Origin of the sequence: Rhodococcus sp. UNC23MFCrub1.1 (assembly GCF_000686025.1) — a bacterium.
Lineage (GTDB): Bacteria > Actinomycetota > Actinomycetes > Mycobacteriales > Mycobacteriaceae > Rhodococcoides.
Window position 1 is genome coordinate 246,415 of sequence record NZ_JMLQ01000006.1, and the last position, 13,686, is coordinate 260,100.

Annotated in this window: 19 protein-coding genes; 12 read left to right on the top strand and 7 right to left on the bottom strand. The window is 68.2% G+C overall.

Annotation, left to right across the window (positions count from 1 at the left end; genetic code table 11):
* Positions 1 to 106 precede the first annotated feature (106 nt).
* Positions 107 to 595: a PPOX class F420-dependent oxidoreductase gene (locus tag BR07_RS24990; protein ID WP_037186134.1), complete on the top strand. Its 489-nt coding sequence runs from the start codon at positions 107 to 109 to the stop codon at positions 593 to 595.
* Between the two features lie 7 nt (positions 596 to 602).
* On the opposite strand, the gene BR07_RS0116085 is transcribed toward BR07_RS24990, so the two are convergent.
* A complete protein-coding gene (locus tag BR07_RS0116085) occupies positions 603 to 1,178 on the bottom strand; it encodes a type 1 glutamine amidotransferase domain-containing protein (protein ID WP_155957057.1) in 576 nt (191 codons plus the stop codon).
* 204 nt (positions 1,179 to 1,382) lie between these two features.
* Between BR07_RS0116085 and BR07_RS0116095 the strand changes: the two genes are divergently transcribed.
* Together BR07_RS0116095 and BR07_RS0116100 are read left to right on the top strand one after the other, a co-directional pair.
* Positions 1,383 to 1,637 (top strand): hypothetical protein, encoded by a 255-nt coding sequence (locus tag BR07_RS0116095; RefSeq protein ID WP_155957058.1) that lies wholly within the window; start codon positions 1,383 to 1,385, stop codon positions 1,635 to 1,637.
* 44 nt (positions 1,638 to 1,681) lie between these two features.
* A complete protein-coding gene (locus BR07_RS0116100) occupies positions 1,682 to 1,864 on the top strand; it encodes a hypothetical protein (RefSeq protein WP_027506321.1) in 183 nt (60 codons plus the stop codon).
* Positions 1,865 to 1,870: 6 nt separating this feature from the next.
* Here BR07_RS0116100 and BR07_RS0116105 read toward each other — a convergent pair whose 3' ends face one another.
* The gene (locus tag BR07_RS0116105) at positions 1,871 to 2,572 is read right to left on the bottom strand and encodes a TetR/AcrR family transcriptional regulator (protein WP_027506322.1); all 702 of its coding nucleotides are present in this window, start codon (positions 2,570 to 2,572) and stop codon (positions 1,871 to 1,873) included.
* A gap of 276 nt (positions 2,573 to 2,848) precedes the next feature.
* Here BR07_RS0116105 and BR07_RS0116110 point away from each other — a divergent pair, with 276 nt between their 5' ends.
* The 4 genes from BR07_RS0116110 to BR07_RS0116125 all read left to right on the top strand — a co-directional run bounded on the left by BR07_RS0116110 (position 2,849) and on the right by BR07_RS0116125 (position 6,022).
* Positions 2,849 to 4,120, top strand: a complete 1,272-nt coding sequence (locus tag BR07_RS0116110; protein ID WP_027506323.1) for a DUF445 domain-containing protein — start codon at positions 2,849 to 2,851, stop codon at positions 4,118 to 4,120.
* 207 nt (positions 4,121 to 4,327) lie between these two features.
* Complete coding sequence (locus BR07_RS24995; RefSeq protein ID WP_037186255.1) at positions 4,328 to 4,795, top strand: helix-turn-helix domain-containing protein; 468 nt, start codon at positions 4,328 to 4,330, stop codon at positions 4,793 to 4,795.
* A complete protein-coding gene (locus tag BR07_RS0116120; protein WP_027506324.1) occupies positions 4,792 to 5,661 on the top strand; it encodes a heparin-binding hemagglutinin in 870 nt (289 codons plus the stop codon). Before BR07_RS24995 ends, BR07_RS0116120 begins: the two co-directional genes overlap by 4 nt.
* A 67-nt stretch (positions 5,662 to 5,728) precedes the next feature.
* Complete coding sequence (locus BR07_RS0116125) at positions 5,729 to 6,022, top strand: DUF2516 family protein (RefSeq protein ID WP_027506325.1); 294 nt, start codon at positions 5,729 to 5,731, stop codon at positions 6,020 to 6,022.
* Here BR07_RS0116125 and BR07_RS0116130 read toward each other — a convergent pair whose 3' ends face one another.
* The 3 genes from BR07_RS0116130 to BR07_RS0116140 all read right to left on the bottom strand — a co-directional run bounded on the left by BR07_RS0116130 (position 6,023) and on the right by BR07_RS0116140 (position 8,039).
* On the bottom strand, positions 6,023 to 7,279 hold the full coding sequence (locus BR07_RS0116130; protein ID WP_051613478.1) for an Nramp family divalent metal transporter: 1,257 nt from the start codon (positions 7,277 to 7,279) through the stop codon (positions 6,023 to 6,025). It abuts the gene before it with no gap.
* Between the two features lie 68 nt (positions 7,280 to 7,347).
* The gene (locus BR07_RS0116135; RefSeq protein ID WP_027506327.1) at positions 7,348 to 7,560 is read right to left on the bottom strand and encodes a helix-turn-helix domain-containing protein; all 213 of its coding nucleotides are present in this window, start codon (positions 7,558 to 7,560) and stop codon (positions 7,348 to 7,350) included.
* Positions 7,560 to 8,039: a DUF2975 domain-containing protein gene (locus tag BR07_RS0116140; protein WP_027506328.1), complete on the bottom strand. Its 480-nt coding sequence runs from the start codon at positions 8,037 to 8,039 to the stop codon at positions 7,560 to 7,562. The genes BR07_RS0116135 and BR07_RS0116140 overlap by 1 nt, the downstream gene beginning before the upstream one ends.
* Positions 8,040 to 8,115: 76 nt before the next feature.
* Here BR07_RS0116140 and BR07_RS25000 point away from each other — a divergent pair, with 76 nt between their 5' ends.
* From BR07_RS25000 to BR07_RS0116155, 3 genes are read left to right on the top strand one after another with little or no spacing between them, the layout of a single operon-like run.
* Positions 8,116 to 8,997 (top strand): MerR family transcriptional regulator, encoded by an 882-nt coding sequence (locus BR07_RS25000; protein ID WP_231476397.1) that lies wholly within the window; start codon positions 8,116 to 8,118, stop codon positions 8,995 to 8,997.
* Complete coding sequence (locus tag BR07_RS0116150; protein ID WP_027506329.1) at positions 8,994 to 10,010, top strand: alpha/beta fold hydrolase; 1,017 nt, start codon at positions 8,994 to 8,996, stop codon at positions 10,008 to 10,010. The genes BR07_RS25000 and BR07_RS0116150 overlap by 4 nt, the downstream gene beginning before the upstream one ends.
* Positions 10,007 to 10,600, top strand: a complete 594-nt coding sequence (locus tag BR07_RS0116155) for a class I SAM-dependent methyltransferase (RefSeq protein ID WP_027506330.1) — start codon at positions 10,007 to 10,009, stop codon at positions 10,598 to 10,600. Before BR07_RS0116150 ends, BR07_RS0116155 begins: the two co-directional genes overlap by 4 nt.
* 13 nt (positions 10,601 to 10,613) lie before the next feature.
* On the opposite strand, the gene purU is transcribed toward BR07_RS0116155, so the two are convergent.
* Positions 10,614 to 11,504: a formyltetrahydrofolate deformylase gene (purU, locus tag BR07_RS0116160; RefSeq protein ID WP_027506331.1), complete on the bottom strand. Its 891-nt coding sequence runs from the start codon at positions 11,502 to 11,504 to the stop codon at positions 10,614 to 10,616.
* A 75-nt stretch (positions 11,505 to 11,579) separates the two neighbouring features.
* Between purU and deoC the strand changes: the two genes are divergently transcribed.
* Positions 11,580 to 12,257 (top strand): deoxyribose-phosphate aldolase, encoded by a 678-nt coding sequence (gene deoC, locus BR07_RS0116165; RefSeq protein WP_037186135.1) that lies wholly within the window; start codon positions 11,580 to 11,582, stop codon positions 12,255 to 12,257.
* Here deoC and BR07_RS0116170 read toward each other — a convergent pair.
* On the bottom strand, positions 12,254 to 12,991 hold the full coding sequence (locus BR07_RS0116170) for an LmeA family phospholipid-binding protein (protein WP_027506333.1): 738 nt from the start codon (positions 12,989 to 12,991) through the stop codon (positions 12,254 to 12,256). The two genes, deoC and BR07_RS0116170, sit on opposite strands and share 4 nt — an antisense overlap.
* A 114-nt stretch (positions 12,992 to 13,105) precedes the next feature.
* Between BR07_RS0116170 and BR07_RS0116175 the strand changes: the two genes are divergently transcribed.
* Positions 13,106 to 13,681: a type IV toxin-antitoxin system AbiEi family antitoxin domain-containing protein gene (locus tag BR07_RS0116175; RefSeq protein WP_051613467.1), complete on the top strand. Its 576-nt coding sequence runs from the start codon at positions 13,106 to 13,108 to the stop codon at positions 13,679 to 13,681.
* Positions 13,682 to 13,686 lie beyond the last annotated feature (5 nt).

Genomic DNA, 13,686 nt, shown 5'->3' on the forward strand with positions numbered 1-13,686 from the left:
GGTCGACCGCGGCACCCCCGGAACCGCGTGGCCGGTGAGTCCGGACCGAGTGTCGTCTGTCGGCACCGATTCTAGCCCCCGGCGGGCGAGCACCTACCCTCGAATCATGGCACCGACGTACGCAACAGCCGACCGAGTCGATCTCGATGCCCTGCATCGCTTCGTCGCCGAGCGGCATCACGCCACCCTGGTCACCACGAAGCAGTCCGGTGGACTGCAGATCTCACCCGTGACCTGCGGGCTCGACGCGCAGGGGCGCATCGTCGTCTCGACGTACCCGCAGCGCGCGAAGACCGTGAACATCCGTCGGTCCTCGGCCGTCACGCTCTGCATCCACTCCGACGACTGGAACGGCCCCTACGTGCAGATCGACGGCACCGCGGAGGTCATCGACCTGCCCGACTCCGTCGAGCCGCTCGTGGACTACTACCGGGCGATCGCGGGCGAGCACCCCGACTGGGACGAGTACCGGCAGGCGATGGTGACGCAGGGCAAGTCGATCATCCGGATCGCCATCGACACGTGGGGACCGATCGCGACCGGCGGATTCCCGCCGCCCGCGCAGGATCAGCCGGCCGACGAGTCGAACGGCTGACCCCGGCTCACTCGGCCGCGTCGAGAGCGGTGACGGCCTGGACCACGGCCTCGCAGAACGCGGGGATGTCGTCCGGGTTGCGGCTGGAGATCAGGTTGCCGTCCACGACGACCTCCTCGTCCACCACCGTGCCGCCGGCGTTCCTGATGTCGGTACGCACGCTCGGGTACGAGGTCAGCGTGCGACCGCGTACGACGTCGGCCTCGACGAGCGTCCACGGGCCGTGGCAGATCACCCCCACCGGTTTGCCGGAGTTCACGAAGTCGCGGACGAACGACACCGCGTCGGTGTCGAGGCGCAGCGTGTCGGGGTTGGTCGTTCCACCCGGCAGGACCAGCGCGTCGAAGTCGTCGACGGAGGCCTCGGCGACCAACTGGTCGACGGCGAAGGTGTCGGCGGGTTCGGTGTCGTTCTCGAAGGCCTGGATCTCACCGTGGGTCAGCGAGAGCAGCACCGTGGTCGCTCCGGCCTGATCGAGTGCCTCGCGGGGAGCGGTGAGCTCGATCTGCTCGACACCGTCCGTCGCGAGGAACGCCACGGTGCGGCGGGCCGACCCGGAGTCGGTGTTCGGAGTGTCAGTCATCGTGAACCTCTCTCGTTCTCGCCGTGTCGCGGGACGCGATGCGGCTGTCCCGATCTACCCGGCACCCGGTGGTGGGAAACGGCACACCCTCGGCGGGTTGGATCGGCCCGGGCGCGGGTATCTGCCCTTCGACCGGATGGTGAGCACGTCCGATCGAGGCGCCGCTGCGTTCACCGAGAGGTGACGCGGGAGAGGGGAACACCAGTGAGCACACCGACAGTGGACGCGGCCGGAGCGGTCGTGCCCGACACCGCCGGCGATGCCGCCGAGGCACCCGTGATGACCTGCCTCTTCGAGCACACCACGGCGGGAATCGTCCTGATGGTCGCCCTGTGCGCCGGGATGGCGGCCTTCGTGGCGGCCGCGGTGAACTCCTTCGCCCTGGGAGCCCTGGTCGGTGTCCTCATGATCGGTATGGCCGGTATGGCCGTGGTGTTGGTTCCGGTCGAGCGCCGGTAACCTCGGAACGGCCCACGCAGACTCACCGAGGGAGGGAACGACAGATGCCCGATTTCACGAGCCCGGAACTTCCCGTCGAGGACGCTCTCGAGCAGGAGCGGGACACGGTGCGGGACGACGACACCGACGCGGTCACGCCCACGGTCGCCGTGACGTACGACGCCTCCGACGCGGACCTGCTCGAGCAGAGTCGCGACGTCCCGCTCGACGACGAGCACGACCGCTAGGCGCCTCTATTCGTCGACGAGTGGGTGGTCGACCGCGTTGAAGCGTGAGGGCGAACCGCCCGCTTCCGCGACACCGTGGATGCCGCCCCACACCATCATGGTGAGGTAGTCGATGAGGTCCGCTGCCGACATCGACCGGTTCGAGATCCACCAGTGCGTGGCCAACTGGACGCCGCCCACGATCCCGTACGACCAGGGCAGCGAGCCGCCCGAGTCCATCTCCATCCGGCGCAGGCGCTCACCGAGCACCGTCGCCAGCAGTTCGGCGATCATGCGCTCCGACTCGGCGACCACGTCGCGGTTCGGCCCCGAGCTGTTCGACATCGCGTACAGGTAGACCTCGGGGTCGTCCGCGACGGTCTCCACGTACGCGGCGACCACCTGGCGGGTGAGGTTGTACTCGTCGAGCTCGACGCTGATCGCGTCGTAGATCCGCGGTGCGAGAGTCGTCTCCACATATCGCTCGAGCGTCGCGTTGGTCAGATCGTTCTTGTCGTGGAAGTAGCGGTACAGAACGGTCTTCGAGATACCGATCTCGGTGGCGATCTCGTCCATGCCGATGTTGCGGCCGCGCAGCCGGATGGCGGCGAGAGTGCCGTCCACCAGTTCCTCGCGACGGGCGATCTTGTGCTCGCGCCAGCGTCGCTTGCGGCCGTCCGGCTTGTCCGTGCGGGCGTCGGTCGCGGTGTCGTCGGAATCCGGCTTCACCGTCTCGGCCCTGGCGGAACGGGTTCGCCCGGTCTTCCGGGCCCCGGTCTCGTCGGCGTCCTGGTCGGCGGTGTCCCCGTCGCTCTTCCTCGCTGCCGATCTGCTCGCCACGCGCGTGTACTCCGTCCCGATGTCCGACTGCGCTTCTGGCGCACTCGTGTGCGGCGGCGCATGTCACGTCGCCCACTCCAACAGTAGTGCCCGGCGCCGTCGGACCCGCGTCCGGGCGAGACGTCGTCGCCGGTCGGGGCACGAGTCGCGCGCCGACCCTGCACAATGGAGTCGGTGCAGCTCATGACATTCGACGAGGACGTCAAACGACGCGACCTCCGCAAGATGAAGATCGTCGCCACCGGCTTCCTGGTGTTCGCCTCCATCGTCTATCTCTTCTGCCGGTGGCAGGAGTCCCGCGGCGCCGGCGGCTGGGTCGGTTTCGTCCGGGCGGCGTCGGAGGCGGGCATGGTCGGCGCGCTCGCCGACTGGTTCGCCGTCACCGCTCTCTTCAAGCACCCCATGGGTCTGAAGATCCCGCACACCGCGATCATCAAGCGGAAGAAGGACCAGCTCGGCACCAGCCTCGGATCGTTCGTCGGGCAGAACTTCCTCGCCGTCGACGTCGTGTCGCAGAAGGTCGAGTCCGCGCGCATCCCGCTGCGCCTCGGCACCTGGCTCGCCGACCCGGCCCACGCCGACCGTGTCGCGGAGGAGACGGCGACCGTGCTGCGCGGCTTCCTCGACGTGCTCGACGACGAGGACATTCAGCAGGTCATCGACAACACCATCGTCAAGCGCCTCGGTGATCCGCAGTGGGGCCCGCCGATCGGACGCGTCCTGGGCTCGCTGCTCGAGGACAACCGGCAGAAACCACTGATCGACCTGCTCGCCGAGCGCGCACACGAATGGGCCCAGAACAGCCTGCCGACCATCGACCGGATCGTGTCGAGGGACTCTCCGTCCTGGTCGCCGAAGTTCGTCGATGTGCTTCTCGGAGAACGCATCCACCGCGAACTCGTGGAGTTCACGTGGAAGGTCCGGTCGAACCCGCAGCACGAGTTGCGGCTCGCGGCCGACAAGTTCCTCACCGACTTCGCCGACGACCTGCAGAACGACCCCGACACCATCGCCAAGGCCGAGTCGATCAAGTCGGAGATCATGGGCCGCGACGAGGTCACCGGCCTCGCGGCGGCATCGTGGAAGGTGGCCAAGCGGCTCATCGTCGACTCGGTGGACGACCCGAAGAGCACCCTGCGCGCCAAGATCAGCGAGAACGTGCAGAAGTTCGGGCTCCGCCTGCGCGACGACGACGCGATGCGCGGCAAGGCGGACGGCTGGCTGATGGCCGGCGTGCGCTACATCGTCGAGAACTACACCGACGAGATCACCACCGTCATCACCGACACCGTCGCCCGATGGGACGCCGACGAGGCCAGCCGCAAGATCGAGCTGCAGGTGGGACGGGACCTGCAGTTCATCCGCATCAACGGCACGGTGGTCGGCTCGCTCGCGGGTCTGGCGATCTATTCGATCTCGCACCTGTTGTTCGGGTAGCCGCCGCGGCCGTGCACGGGGTGCGTGAGGTGCCCACCCCTTTCCGCCGACTGGTCGGGGTGCGCAGCGCCGAGCAGGGTGTGTGGCTGGTCGACACCACCACCGCGTGCCCTTGGGTGTGGGTGCTAGCACAGTGCTTGCAATTGCTAGCACCCTTGGTTATCGTCGTTGGCGAGGCGCATTCGACATCAGTCAGGAGTGTTCGAGATGGCATCCGAGGAGAAGGAAGGCGACGACACCACAGTGGTGTCGGCAGCCGGAGATCTCGCCGCCCGCGTCGTCAGCACGGCGACACAGGACATCGGGAGTTTCATTCGGGCACAGCGAGAGTCGGCCCAGGTGTCCCTGCGGCAACTCGCACTCTCCGCCGGCGTCAGCAATCCCTACCTCAGCCAGATCGAGCGGGGCCTGCGCAAGCCGTCGGCAGAGGTTCTGAGTCAGATCGCCAAGGGTCTTCGTGTGTCCTCGGAGGTCCTGTACGTGCAAGCCGGTCTGCTCGAGGAACGGCCGCACAGTCCCATCATCGACGCGGTGCACGGTGACGACTCCATCACGGAGCGTCAGAAGCAGGTGCTCCTCGAGATCTACTACTCGTTCCGCCGCGAGAACGAGACCGGCACCCCCACGCTGCGATCAGAGATCAACCACGAAACGACATCAGGAGATCACACATGACCGACCCGAAGTTCGACACCGTCAAGACCCCGCTGTTCGCCGCCGTCGGCGCCGGTGACGCCGTGGTCCAGGCCGTGGCCGACGTCGTCGCCCAGGTCCGCCACCGCGCCGAGAGCACGCAGGCCGACGTCAACGACCGCGTCGACACCGCCCGCGCCCGCCTCGCCGACCTGCAGGAAGACGTCACCGAGAGCGTCGAGACGCTCCGCGGACGCCTGAACGCGCTGCCGCAGGAGCTGCCGGACGAGATCGCCGATCTCCGCGAGCGTTTCACCCCCGAGGAGCTCCGCAAGGTTGCCGAGGCCTACCTCAAGGTGGCGTCGGACCTCTACACCGCACTCGCCGAGCGCGGCGAGGAGACGGTCGAGCGCATCCGCAAGAACCCGGCGGTCGAGGACGGTCTCGAGCGCGCCAACGCCGTCGCCAACGACGCTGTCGACCTCACCGAGCAGACCCTCGGCACCGTCGCCTCGCAGACCCGCGCCGTCGGTGAGCGCGCCGCAGCCCTCGCGGGCCGCGCGTCCGATCGTGTGCAGGAAGGTGTCGACGAGGCCACCGACGCGATCAAGGAAGGCGCCGAGGACGCCGTCGACAATGTCGACGAGGCTGCCGACGAGCTGAGCGAGAAGATCGACGAGCTCGGCCAGAAGGCGAAGACCGCAGGCCAGAAGGCGTCGGATCGCGCTTCGGGTGCAGCCGGCACGGTCGAGGGCAAGACGCGCAACAACGCGGGCTCGCCCATCAAGAAGACCCCGGCCACGAAGTCGGCTCCCGCCAAGGCCACCCCGGCCAAGGCCTCGACTCCCGCCCCCGCCAAGAAGGCCACCCCGGCCAAGAAGGCTCCGGCCAAGAAGTCGACCAGCTAGTCGATCGCGACAATTCCGACCCCCGCGCTGACGAAGCGCGGGGGTCGGTGTCGTTTAGGATGACCGCATGCCCATGGCGTACAGCGCGACCAGCGCGATCATGAACATCCTGCAACTCATCGCTCTGGTGGGTGTGGCGTTCGCGCTCTTCCACGCCATCCGCCAGCGCCCCGACGCCTTCACCGCCGCGGACAAGCTGAACAAGCCGGGGTGGGTGGCCATTCTCGCGGTCGCGCTGCTGATCCTGCTCGTCTTCCCGGTGGTGGGCTTCGTCGGCATCATCGCCGTCGTCGCCATCGGTGTGTACCTCGTGGACGTGCGGCCCAAGGTCGACGACATCCAGCGCGGACCGCGCTGGTAGCTAACCCTGGCCGGTGACCGTGAGCCAGAGCAGTGCCGCGTTGAGCGCCACGATCAGGCCGGTGGTGACGACGGCGAGGACCACGGTGGTCCGTGAGTTGATGCGGGCGCCCATCACCGCGCTGCTGGAGGTCATGCGCACCAGCGGGATCAGCGCGAACGGAATGCACAGGCTCAGCACCACCTGACTCAGCACCAGCGCCAGCGTCGGATCGACGCCGATACCCAGGACCACCAGCGCGGGAATCAACGTGACGACGCGGCGCACCTGGATCGGGATCCGCTTCTGCAGCAGTCCCTTCATGATCTCGGCACCGGCGGCGCAGCCCACCGAGGTCGACGCGAGACCCGAGGCGAGCAGTCCGACGGCGAAGATCGCGGCGACCGCGGGCCCGAGATTGTTCTCGATGGCCGCGTGCGCGCCGTCGATGGTGTCGGTGCCCTCCTCGCCGCGGAACGCCGATGCGGCGAGCAGCAGCATGCCGATGTTGACGCTGCCGGCGATGATGAGCGCGAACGTGACGTCCCACTTGGTCGCGCGCAGCAGGCGGTCGAGCTTGCCGGAGTCCTTCTCGACGCCGTGGCGGTCGCGGGCGAGCGCGGAGTGCAGGTAGATGGCGTGCGGCATGACCGTCGCGCCCAGCATGCTGGCCGCGAGCAGGACCGATCCGGAGCCGTCGAACCCCGGTACGAGACCGCCGGCGACACCGCCCGCGTCGATGTCGGTGAACAGCAGGCCGGTGAGGAAGCCGATCGTGATGATGGCGAGCATGCCGATGACGACGAACTCGAAGGTGCGCTGACCCCGCCGTGACTGGACGGCCAGGATCACCATCGACACGACGCCGGTGATGAGACCGCCGACGAAGAGCGGAACGCCGAACAGGAGGTTGAGCGCGATGGCGCCGCCGATCACCTCGGCGAGGTCCGTCGCGATCGCCACGGCCTCGGCCTGCACCCAGAACGCCCGGCGGGGCCAGGGACGCATGCGGTCGCCGAGCATCTCCGGCAGTGATCGTCCGGAGACCAGGCCCAGCTTGGCCGAGAGGTACTGGATCAGTACCGCCATCGCATTGGCGGCCACGAGTACCCACACGAGGAGGTAGCCGTAGCGCGCGCCCGCGGTGAGATTCGCGGCGACGTTGCCCGGGTCGACGTAGGCGATGGCGGCGACGAACGCGGGGCCGAGCAGCGTGAACAGCCGGACGGGAGTGATGCCTCCGGATGTGGGTGGACGAGTTCCGATGCGGTCGACCATGACGGAAGTGTAGGGCACCCGGCGCGATCATGTTCGCCGGGCCGTACCGATAAGTTAGGGCATCCGCATCATGTCTCGTCGTCCACCCATTCGAGCAGGTCACCCGGCTGGCACTCCAGCACCCGGCACATGGTCTCCAGGGTGCTGAACCGCACCGCGCGGGCCCGCCCGTTCTTGAGTACGGCGACGTTGGCGGGGGTCAGTCCGACGCGCTCGGCGAACTCGCCGACGCTCATCTTGCGCTTGGCCAGCTCCACGTCGATGCGGACGACGATGGGCATCAGATGACGCCCTCGAGGTCGGCGCGCAGGTCGCTCGCCTTCCGCAGCAGGGCACGCATGACCATCATCAGCAGTGCGGCGACGCCGACGATCATGCAGAGCAGGAACAGCAGGAGCACGGGCCCCGGATCGTCCGCGCGGAACCCGACGACGAGGAACACGACACCGAGCGACACACCGGCGGCCACGATCGCGCGGACGATCGCGTCGACCCACACGAACGCGGCACCGGAGAAGATGCGATCCCGGCGGACGAGAGTGAGCAGCTTCCAGGTGGCGATGACGACGATCTGCACGCACACCACCCAGAAGATGGTGAGCGCGGTGAGGGGCCATCGGAGGTACGCGGATTCCGGGTTCTCGCGGGCCATGTGCGCGAACTGTCCCGGCAGCGACATGACCTGGAACAGGACGAGCAGGGCGAACAGGCCGGCGAGGAACACCCTGAGTGTCGCGACGACGCGTCTTTCCGTGATCATACATCGAGTATCAGCCAGAATCTATCGAAAATCAATAGGCACTGGTGCGGGAGGGCGGCAGGGTTAAGGTCTGAGGGTGCCGGACTCCCCACTCGACGATGCTCGCTCGCGTGATCCCCGGGATCTCCGCCGAGTCGGCCTGACCGAGTACCGGATCGACGACCTCGCCAGGGAAGCCGGCGTGAGCGTCCGCAACGTGCGCGTCTATCAGGACCGCGGTCTGCTGCCGCCCCCGCGCAAGGTGGGTCGGACGGGCTGGTACGACGAGTCGCACCTCGCTCGGCTGCAGATGATCTCGCGCATGCTCGACCGTGGCTACACCTTCGTCACCATCAGCGAACTCCTCACCGCGGCGCAGTACGGACTCCGCGTCGAGGACGTCCTGGGCACCGAGGATCCCGACGGCGCCGCCAACGTCGACCACCCGGCGCGGCTGACCCGCGACGAGATCGACACCATGTTCGACGGACGGATCAGCGACGACGATCTGACGCGTGCGGAAGCGCTCGACGTCTTCTCCCGCGACGGGGACGGCTACCGCATCGAGAACCCCGCCCTGGTCCGCGCGGCCAAGGTGCTGTTCGACGCGGGTCTCGCGCTGCCGGACATCCTGTCCCGCACCGAGCGCGTCCACCAGGACCTGACGAGCGTGTCCCAGCAGTTCGTGCGTCTGGTCGTCGACAGGTTCGTTCCGGGCGGCGCCGATCCGTTCACGCTCGACCCCAGCGAGCTCTCGGCCATGGCGGACCTCATCACCACCCTGCGTCCGCTGGCCAGCCGTGCCGTGCAGGCGCTCTTCTCCGAGACCATGGACGCCGAGATCGTGCACGCGATGGAGAAGGCGCTCAGCGGCGACGCCGCCACGGAGGACAGCGGCGACGCCGCCACGGCGGACACCGACGACAGTGACGGCAACGGCGCGAGCACCAGCTCGAGCAGCAGGACAGGAGACCGATGAACACTCGTGGTGCAGTGGTGACCGCTGCCGTGGCCGCGGTCGCGGTGGCCGGTGCAGCCTCGATCCGGGCGACTCGACGGGCGTCACCGCCCTCGGCGCGGATGGCGGACACCGATGTACTGCTGGCGCGTCCGGAGCTCACCCCACGGGTGCGCACGGTCGTCGCCGAGGACGGTGCCGCGCTGCACGTGCGCGAGTACGGCGACCCGGACGCCGCCCCGATCGTCCTCAGTCACGGATGGACCTGCTCCGCCGACTTCTGGGCGCCGCAGATCAACGACCTCGCCGGACGGTACCGCGTCGTCGTGTACGACCAGCGCGGGCACGGAGCCAGTGAGGTGGGGACCCGGCCACTCGGTGCCGACGTCCTGGGGGACGATCTCGCCGCGGTGCTCGACGCGACGGTCGACTCGGACACCAAGGCCGTCGTAGCCGGACACAGCATGGGCGGCATGTCCGTGATGAGTTGGGCGGCACAGTATCCCGCGCAGGTGCGCCACTACGTGAAGGCGATACTGCTGGCCAACACGGCCACCGACAGTCTGGTCCGCGAGACCACTGTCATCCCGTTGCCACCCGGTGTCGCGCAGGTGCCGGCGCGGGTGGCGTCGAGCGTGCTCGGATCGGCACTGCCCATCCCGTCGAGTCCGTTCTCCGCTCGTGCTCTGAAGTACGTGACGATGGGCGCCGAGTCCACTCCGGCGCAGGTGGCGTTCTGCGAACGCATCGTGCGCGAGTGCTCCCCTCGAACGCGGGGCATGTGGGGATCGGCGCTGTCCGCGTTGGACATTCACGACGCGCTGGAGAACATCGACGTCCCGACGTCGGTGATCGTCGGTACTCGCGACCGCCTGACGCCGCCGGTGCACGCCCGCAAGCTCGCCGATCGACTCTCCCGCGCCGGAGTGCTGGGCCGGTTCCTCGAACTCGACGGTGTCGGACACATGAGTTCGGTGGAATCGATCGCGGAGTTCGACGCCGAGCTGGTCCGGCTGGCGGAGCTGCCGGCATGAGCGACGACACGAGAGGGGACGCCTACACCGAGCGGTTGCGCGAGCTGCAGGGTGCGCGGTGGAAACGCGTTCTGCGCGTGCAGGCTCCGTATCAATGGAACATCCGACGCCATCTCGCTGGGCGGCGCGTTCTCGACGTCGGCTGCGGCATCGGCCGGAATCTGCGCAACCTTCCCGCGGGCAGCGTCGGTGTCGATCACAACGTCGCGTCCGTCGAGTTCTGCCGCTCACAGGGCATGACCGCGTACACACCCGAGGAGTTCCACGCCCTCGGCGACACGGGCTTCGACGGCATGCTCATGGCCCACCTGCTCGAGCACCTGCCGCCGGGCGCGGAGGGTGAGGTGCTGACGGAGTACCTGCCGTGTCTGCAGCCGAACTCCGTCGTCATGATCGTGTGCCCGCAGGAAGTCGGGTTCGCCAGCGACCCGACGCACACGAGTTGGTTGGACGCCGCCGACCTGCTCGCCCTCTGCGCTGCCGCCGGCATCGAGCGCACGACGTCCGCCTCGTTCCCGTTCCCGCGGCCGGTGGGAAAGGTGTTCGTCTACAACGAGACCGTCGTGGTGGGTCGAACCCCAGCCGGCTGATACGACCAGCCGTCTAGTCGAACACCACTGTCTTGCGGCCGTGCACCAGCACACGGTCCTCGAGGTGCCAGCGCAGTCCGCGCGCGAGCACCATCTTCTCGATGTCCCGGCCCTGACGGACCATGTCGGCGACCGCGTCCGCATGGTCGATGCGAATGACGTCCTGCTCGATGATGGGTCCGGCATCGAGCTCGGCGGTGACGAAGTGGCACGTCGCGCCGATGAGCTTGACCCCTCGTGCGAACGCCTGGTGATACGGCCGGGCGCCGACGAACGACGGCAGGAAGCTGTGGTGGATGTTGATCGCGCGCCCGGACCAGTGCTCGCACAACGACTCCGGCAGCACCTGCATGAAGCGCGCCAGCACCACCGCGTCGGGGGAGTAGCCGTCGACGAGGTCGCGGAGCGCGTCGAAGGAGGGCCCGCGCTCGCTGGGGTCCTCGGGGAACGGAACATGGTGGAACTGCACACCGTGTGCGCGCGTGACGGATTCGAGATCGGGGTGGTTGCCGATGACCGCTTCGATGGTCGCCGGCAGTTCTCCGCCGGCGGCGCGCCCGAGCAGATCGTGGAGGCAGTGTCCCTCCTTGCTCACCAGGAGCACGACCTTCTTGCGCTCTCCGGAATCGTGCAGCGACCACTCGGATTCCGGGCCGATCTCCGCGGCGACCGCCGCGAACCGTGCGCGCAGCTCGTCGACTCCGATGTCGATCGACGAGGCCGCGACGGCCTGACGGGTGAAGAACCAGCCACTGTCCGCGTCGGCGTGATAGGCGGCCTCGACGATCGAGCCCCCGAGATCGGCCAGGAAGGTCGAGATGCGCGCGACGATGCCCGTGCGGTCGGGGCAGCCCAGGGTGAGGACGTAGCGGCGAGAGTCGGAACGTGGAGATTCGGGCGGCATGGGCGCCATTGTCTCACTGACACCCCTCCCTTCCTGACCGATCCCGACCGGCCTCCGTCTGGAAAGGTGGAGCGCATGACAACCCTCACGCGCACCGACGTCGCCCGCATGGTCGATCACACTCTGCTCAAGCCCGAGGCGACGGTCGCCGACGTCCGGGCGCTCGTCGCGGAGGCGAAGGATCTGGGCGTCCTCGCGGTCTGCGTGTCGCCGTCGATGCTCCCGGTTCGTGACACGGGTGACCTGGTGGTCGCCGCGGTGGCGGGGTTCCCGTCCGGAAAGCACCACTCGTTGATCAAGGGTTCGGAGGCGCGTCTGGCGGTGCAGCACGGGGCGCGCGAGGTCGACATGGTGATCGACGTCGGCGCCGCGGTGGAGGGTGACTTCAACGCCGTCCTGGCGGACATCATCACCGTCCGGGAGGCGATGGGCGAGAACGCCGTCCTGAAGGTGATCATCGAGTCGGCGGCGCTGCTCGCGTCGGCGGACGGGGAGCGCGCGGTGATCGAGTGCTGCCGGGCGGCGGAGCGGGCCGGCGCGAACTTCGTCAAGACGTCCACGGGGTTCCATCCCGCGGGTGGAGCGTCGACGGAGGCCGTGAGTCTGATGGCCCGCACCGTCGGTGGCCGCCTGGGTGTCAAGGCGTCGGGCGGGATCCGCGATGCGGACACCGCCCGAGCGATGATCGAGGCCGGCGCCACCCGACTGGGCCTGTCCGGGACCCGCAGCGTGTTGGACGGCTTCGCCGACTAGCAGGTGACCTGCTGCTGACCGCCCTGCGCGGCGGGGATCGTGTACTGGCCGCCGCTGAGGGTCATGTGGATCCCGGTGTCGGTCACCTCGAGGGCGTCCGGCGTCATGCCGAGCGGGTACGCCTGCAGGCTGTCCGTGAGCACCGAGACGACGCTGTCCGCGAGGTCGGTGGGAATGCCGATGCCGAGGATCGACGCGTCCGTGGTCTGGACCTCGATCGTGTCGCCCTGCACCACGGGCTTCACGGTGAGTTCCGCGAGTCCACCGACGATGGCGAACTTCAGCGTTCCGGCCGCGGGATCGCTGGTCACACCGGACACGACGCTGCCGACGCCCTGCTCCTGCAGGGTCGCGAGGATGCCGCCGGTCGACCACGTGACGTCGGCCGAACTGCTGCCGATCTGACCGGACGTGGTGTCCGTGGAGGTGAGGTCGACGTCGTTCACGGTCGCCTGGACCTGCATGTCCTGTGCGGGCCCGAACTTCGTGTCGTCGCTCGAGATGTCGACGGACGAGAACTTCTCGGTCGCGAGGGAGAACAGGACGGGCTGCAGGCCGAGGCCGACGTCGATCTGTGAGCCGAGTTCGCTCTCGAACTGGGTCGTGAGGCAGTTCTCGACGCGGTTGCGGGCATAGAACTCGCCACCGACGAGTGCCGCGATGACGACGATGACCAGCACTCCGGCGATGAGAGGCACCCGGGAGCGTCGTCTGGGTGCGGTGTCGTGAGTCATGAAAGACAGTGTGGACGACATCTCTGAGGTTCCTCTGTGGACCGGCCGATCGGGTGCACGGCGACAGCGCCATTTCTCTGTGACGCGTGACACAACCACGTAGGCTCTTCGAGCATGGCGGGCGACGATGTGGCGGAACGTCTGGACGGCGTGGTCGCCGAACAGGACGGGTACTTCACCGCAGCTCACGCGCTCGATGCCGGATATCTGCCGTCCGAGATCGAGGCGCACGTCGCCGACGGATCCTGGACGCGGGTCGAGACCGATCTGCTGCGGTTGTCGGACTGGCCGAACCACGATCTCGAGGAGTACTCGAAGTGGTGCGTGTGGCTGGGCGCCACCGCGGTGATCTCCCACCAGAGTGCGGCCGAGTTGCACGGCATGGGCAGCCTGCACCCGCAGTTCGTCCACGTCCGGGTCAGCGGGACGGCGCGAGCGCACGACCAGCGCCTCGCGATCCATCGGGGACGCCTGACGGGCGCGGACATCGAGCTCTCCGGTGCCTTCCGCATGACGACGCCGGTGCGCACCGTGCTGGATCTCGCGGCGGGCGGCATCTCGCAGTTCACCCTCGACGAAGTGGTAGCCGACGGTCTGGTGCTCGGACGACTGGTCGTCGACGACCTCTTCGAGCAGGCTGTGGAATGCGGTGACCGGGTGGCCGAGCGGGTGGAGACGGCGCTGCGCTGAGAGGA

Coding starts and splice junctions, on each gene's coding strand:
- BR07_RS24990 (WP_037186134.1), top strand. CDS start 107: ATGGCACCGACGTACGCAACAGCCGACCGAGTCGATCTCGATGCCCTG.
- BR07_RS0116085 (WP_155957057.1), bottom strand. CDS start 1,178: ATGACTGACACTCCGAACACCGACTCCGGGTCGGCCCGCCGCACCGTG.
- BR07_RS0116100 (WP_027506321.1), top strand. CDS start 1,682: ATGCCCGATTTCACGAGCCCGGAACTTCCCGTCGAGGACGCTCTCGAG.
- BR07_RS0116110 (WP_027506323.1), top strand. CDS start 2,849: ATGGAGTCGGTGCAGCTCATGACATTCGACGAGGACGTCAAACGACGC.
- BR07_RS24995 (WP_037186255.1), top strand. CDS start 4,328: ATGGCATCCGAGGAGAAGGAAGGCGACGACACCACAGTGGTGTCGGCA.
- BR07_RS0116120 (WP_027506324.1), top strand. CDS start 4,792: ATGACCGACCCGAAGTTCGACACCGTCAAGACCCCGCTGTTCGCCGCC.
- BR07_RS0116125 (WP_027506325.1), top strand. CDS start 5,729: ATGCCCATGGCGTACAGCGCGACCAGCGCGATCATGAACATCCTGCAA.
- BR07_RS0116130 (WP_051613478.1), bottom strand. CDS start 7,279: ATGGTCGACCGCATCGGAACTCGTCCACCCACATCCGGAGGCATCACT.
- BR07_RS0116135 (WP_027506327.1), bottom strand. CDS start 7,560: ATGCCCATCGTCGTCCGCATCGACGTGGAGCTGGCCAAGCGCAAGATG.
- BR07_RS0116140 (WP_027506328.1), bottom strand. CDS start 8,039: ATGATCACGGAAAGACGCGTCGTCGCGACACTCAGGGTGTTCCTCGCC.
- BR07_RS0116150 (WP_027506329.1), top strand. CDS start 8,994: ATGAACACTCGTGGTGCAGTGGTGACCGCTGCCGTGGCCGCGGTCGCG.
- BR07_RS0116155 (WP_027506330.1), top strand. CDS start 10,007: ATGAGCGACGACACGAGAGGGGACGCCTACACCGAGCGGTTGCGCGAG.
- purU (WP_027506331.1), bottom strand. CDS start 11,504: ATGCCGCCCGAATCTCCACGTTCCGACTCTCGCCGCTACGTCCTCACC.
- deoC (WP_037186135.1), top strand. CDS start 11,580: ATGACAACCCTCACGCGCACCGACGTCGCCCGCATGGTCGATCACACT.
- BR07_RS0116170 (WP_027506333.1), bottom strand. CDS start 12,991: ATGACTCACGACACCGCACCCAGACGACGCTCCCGGGTGCCTCTCATC.
- BR07_RS0116175 (WP_051613467.1), top strand. CDS start 13,106: ATGGCGGGCGACGATGTGGCGGAACGTCTGGACGGCGTGGTCGCCGAA.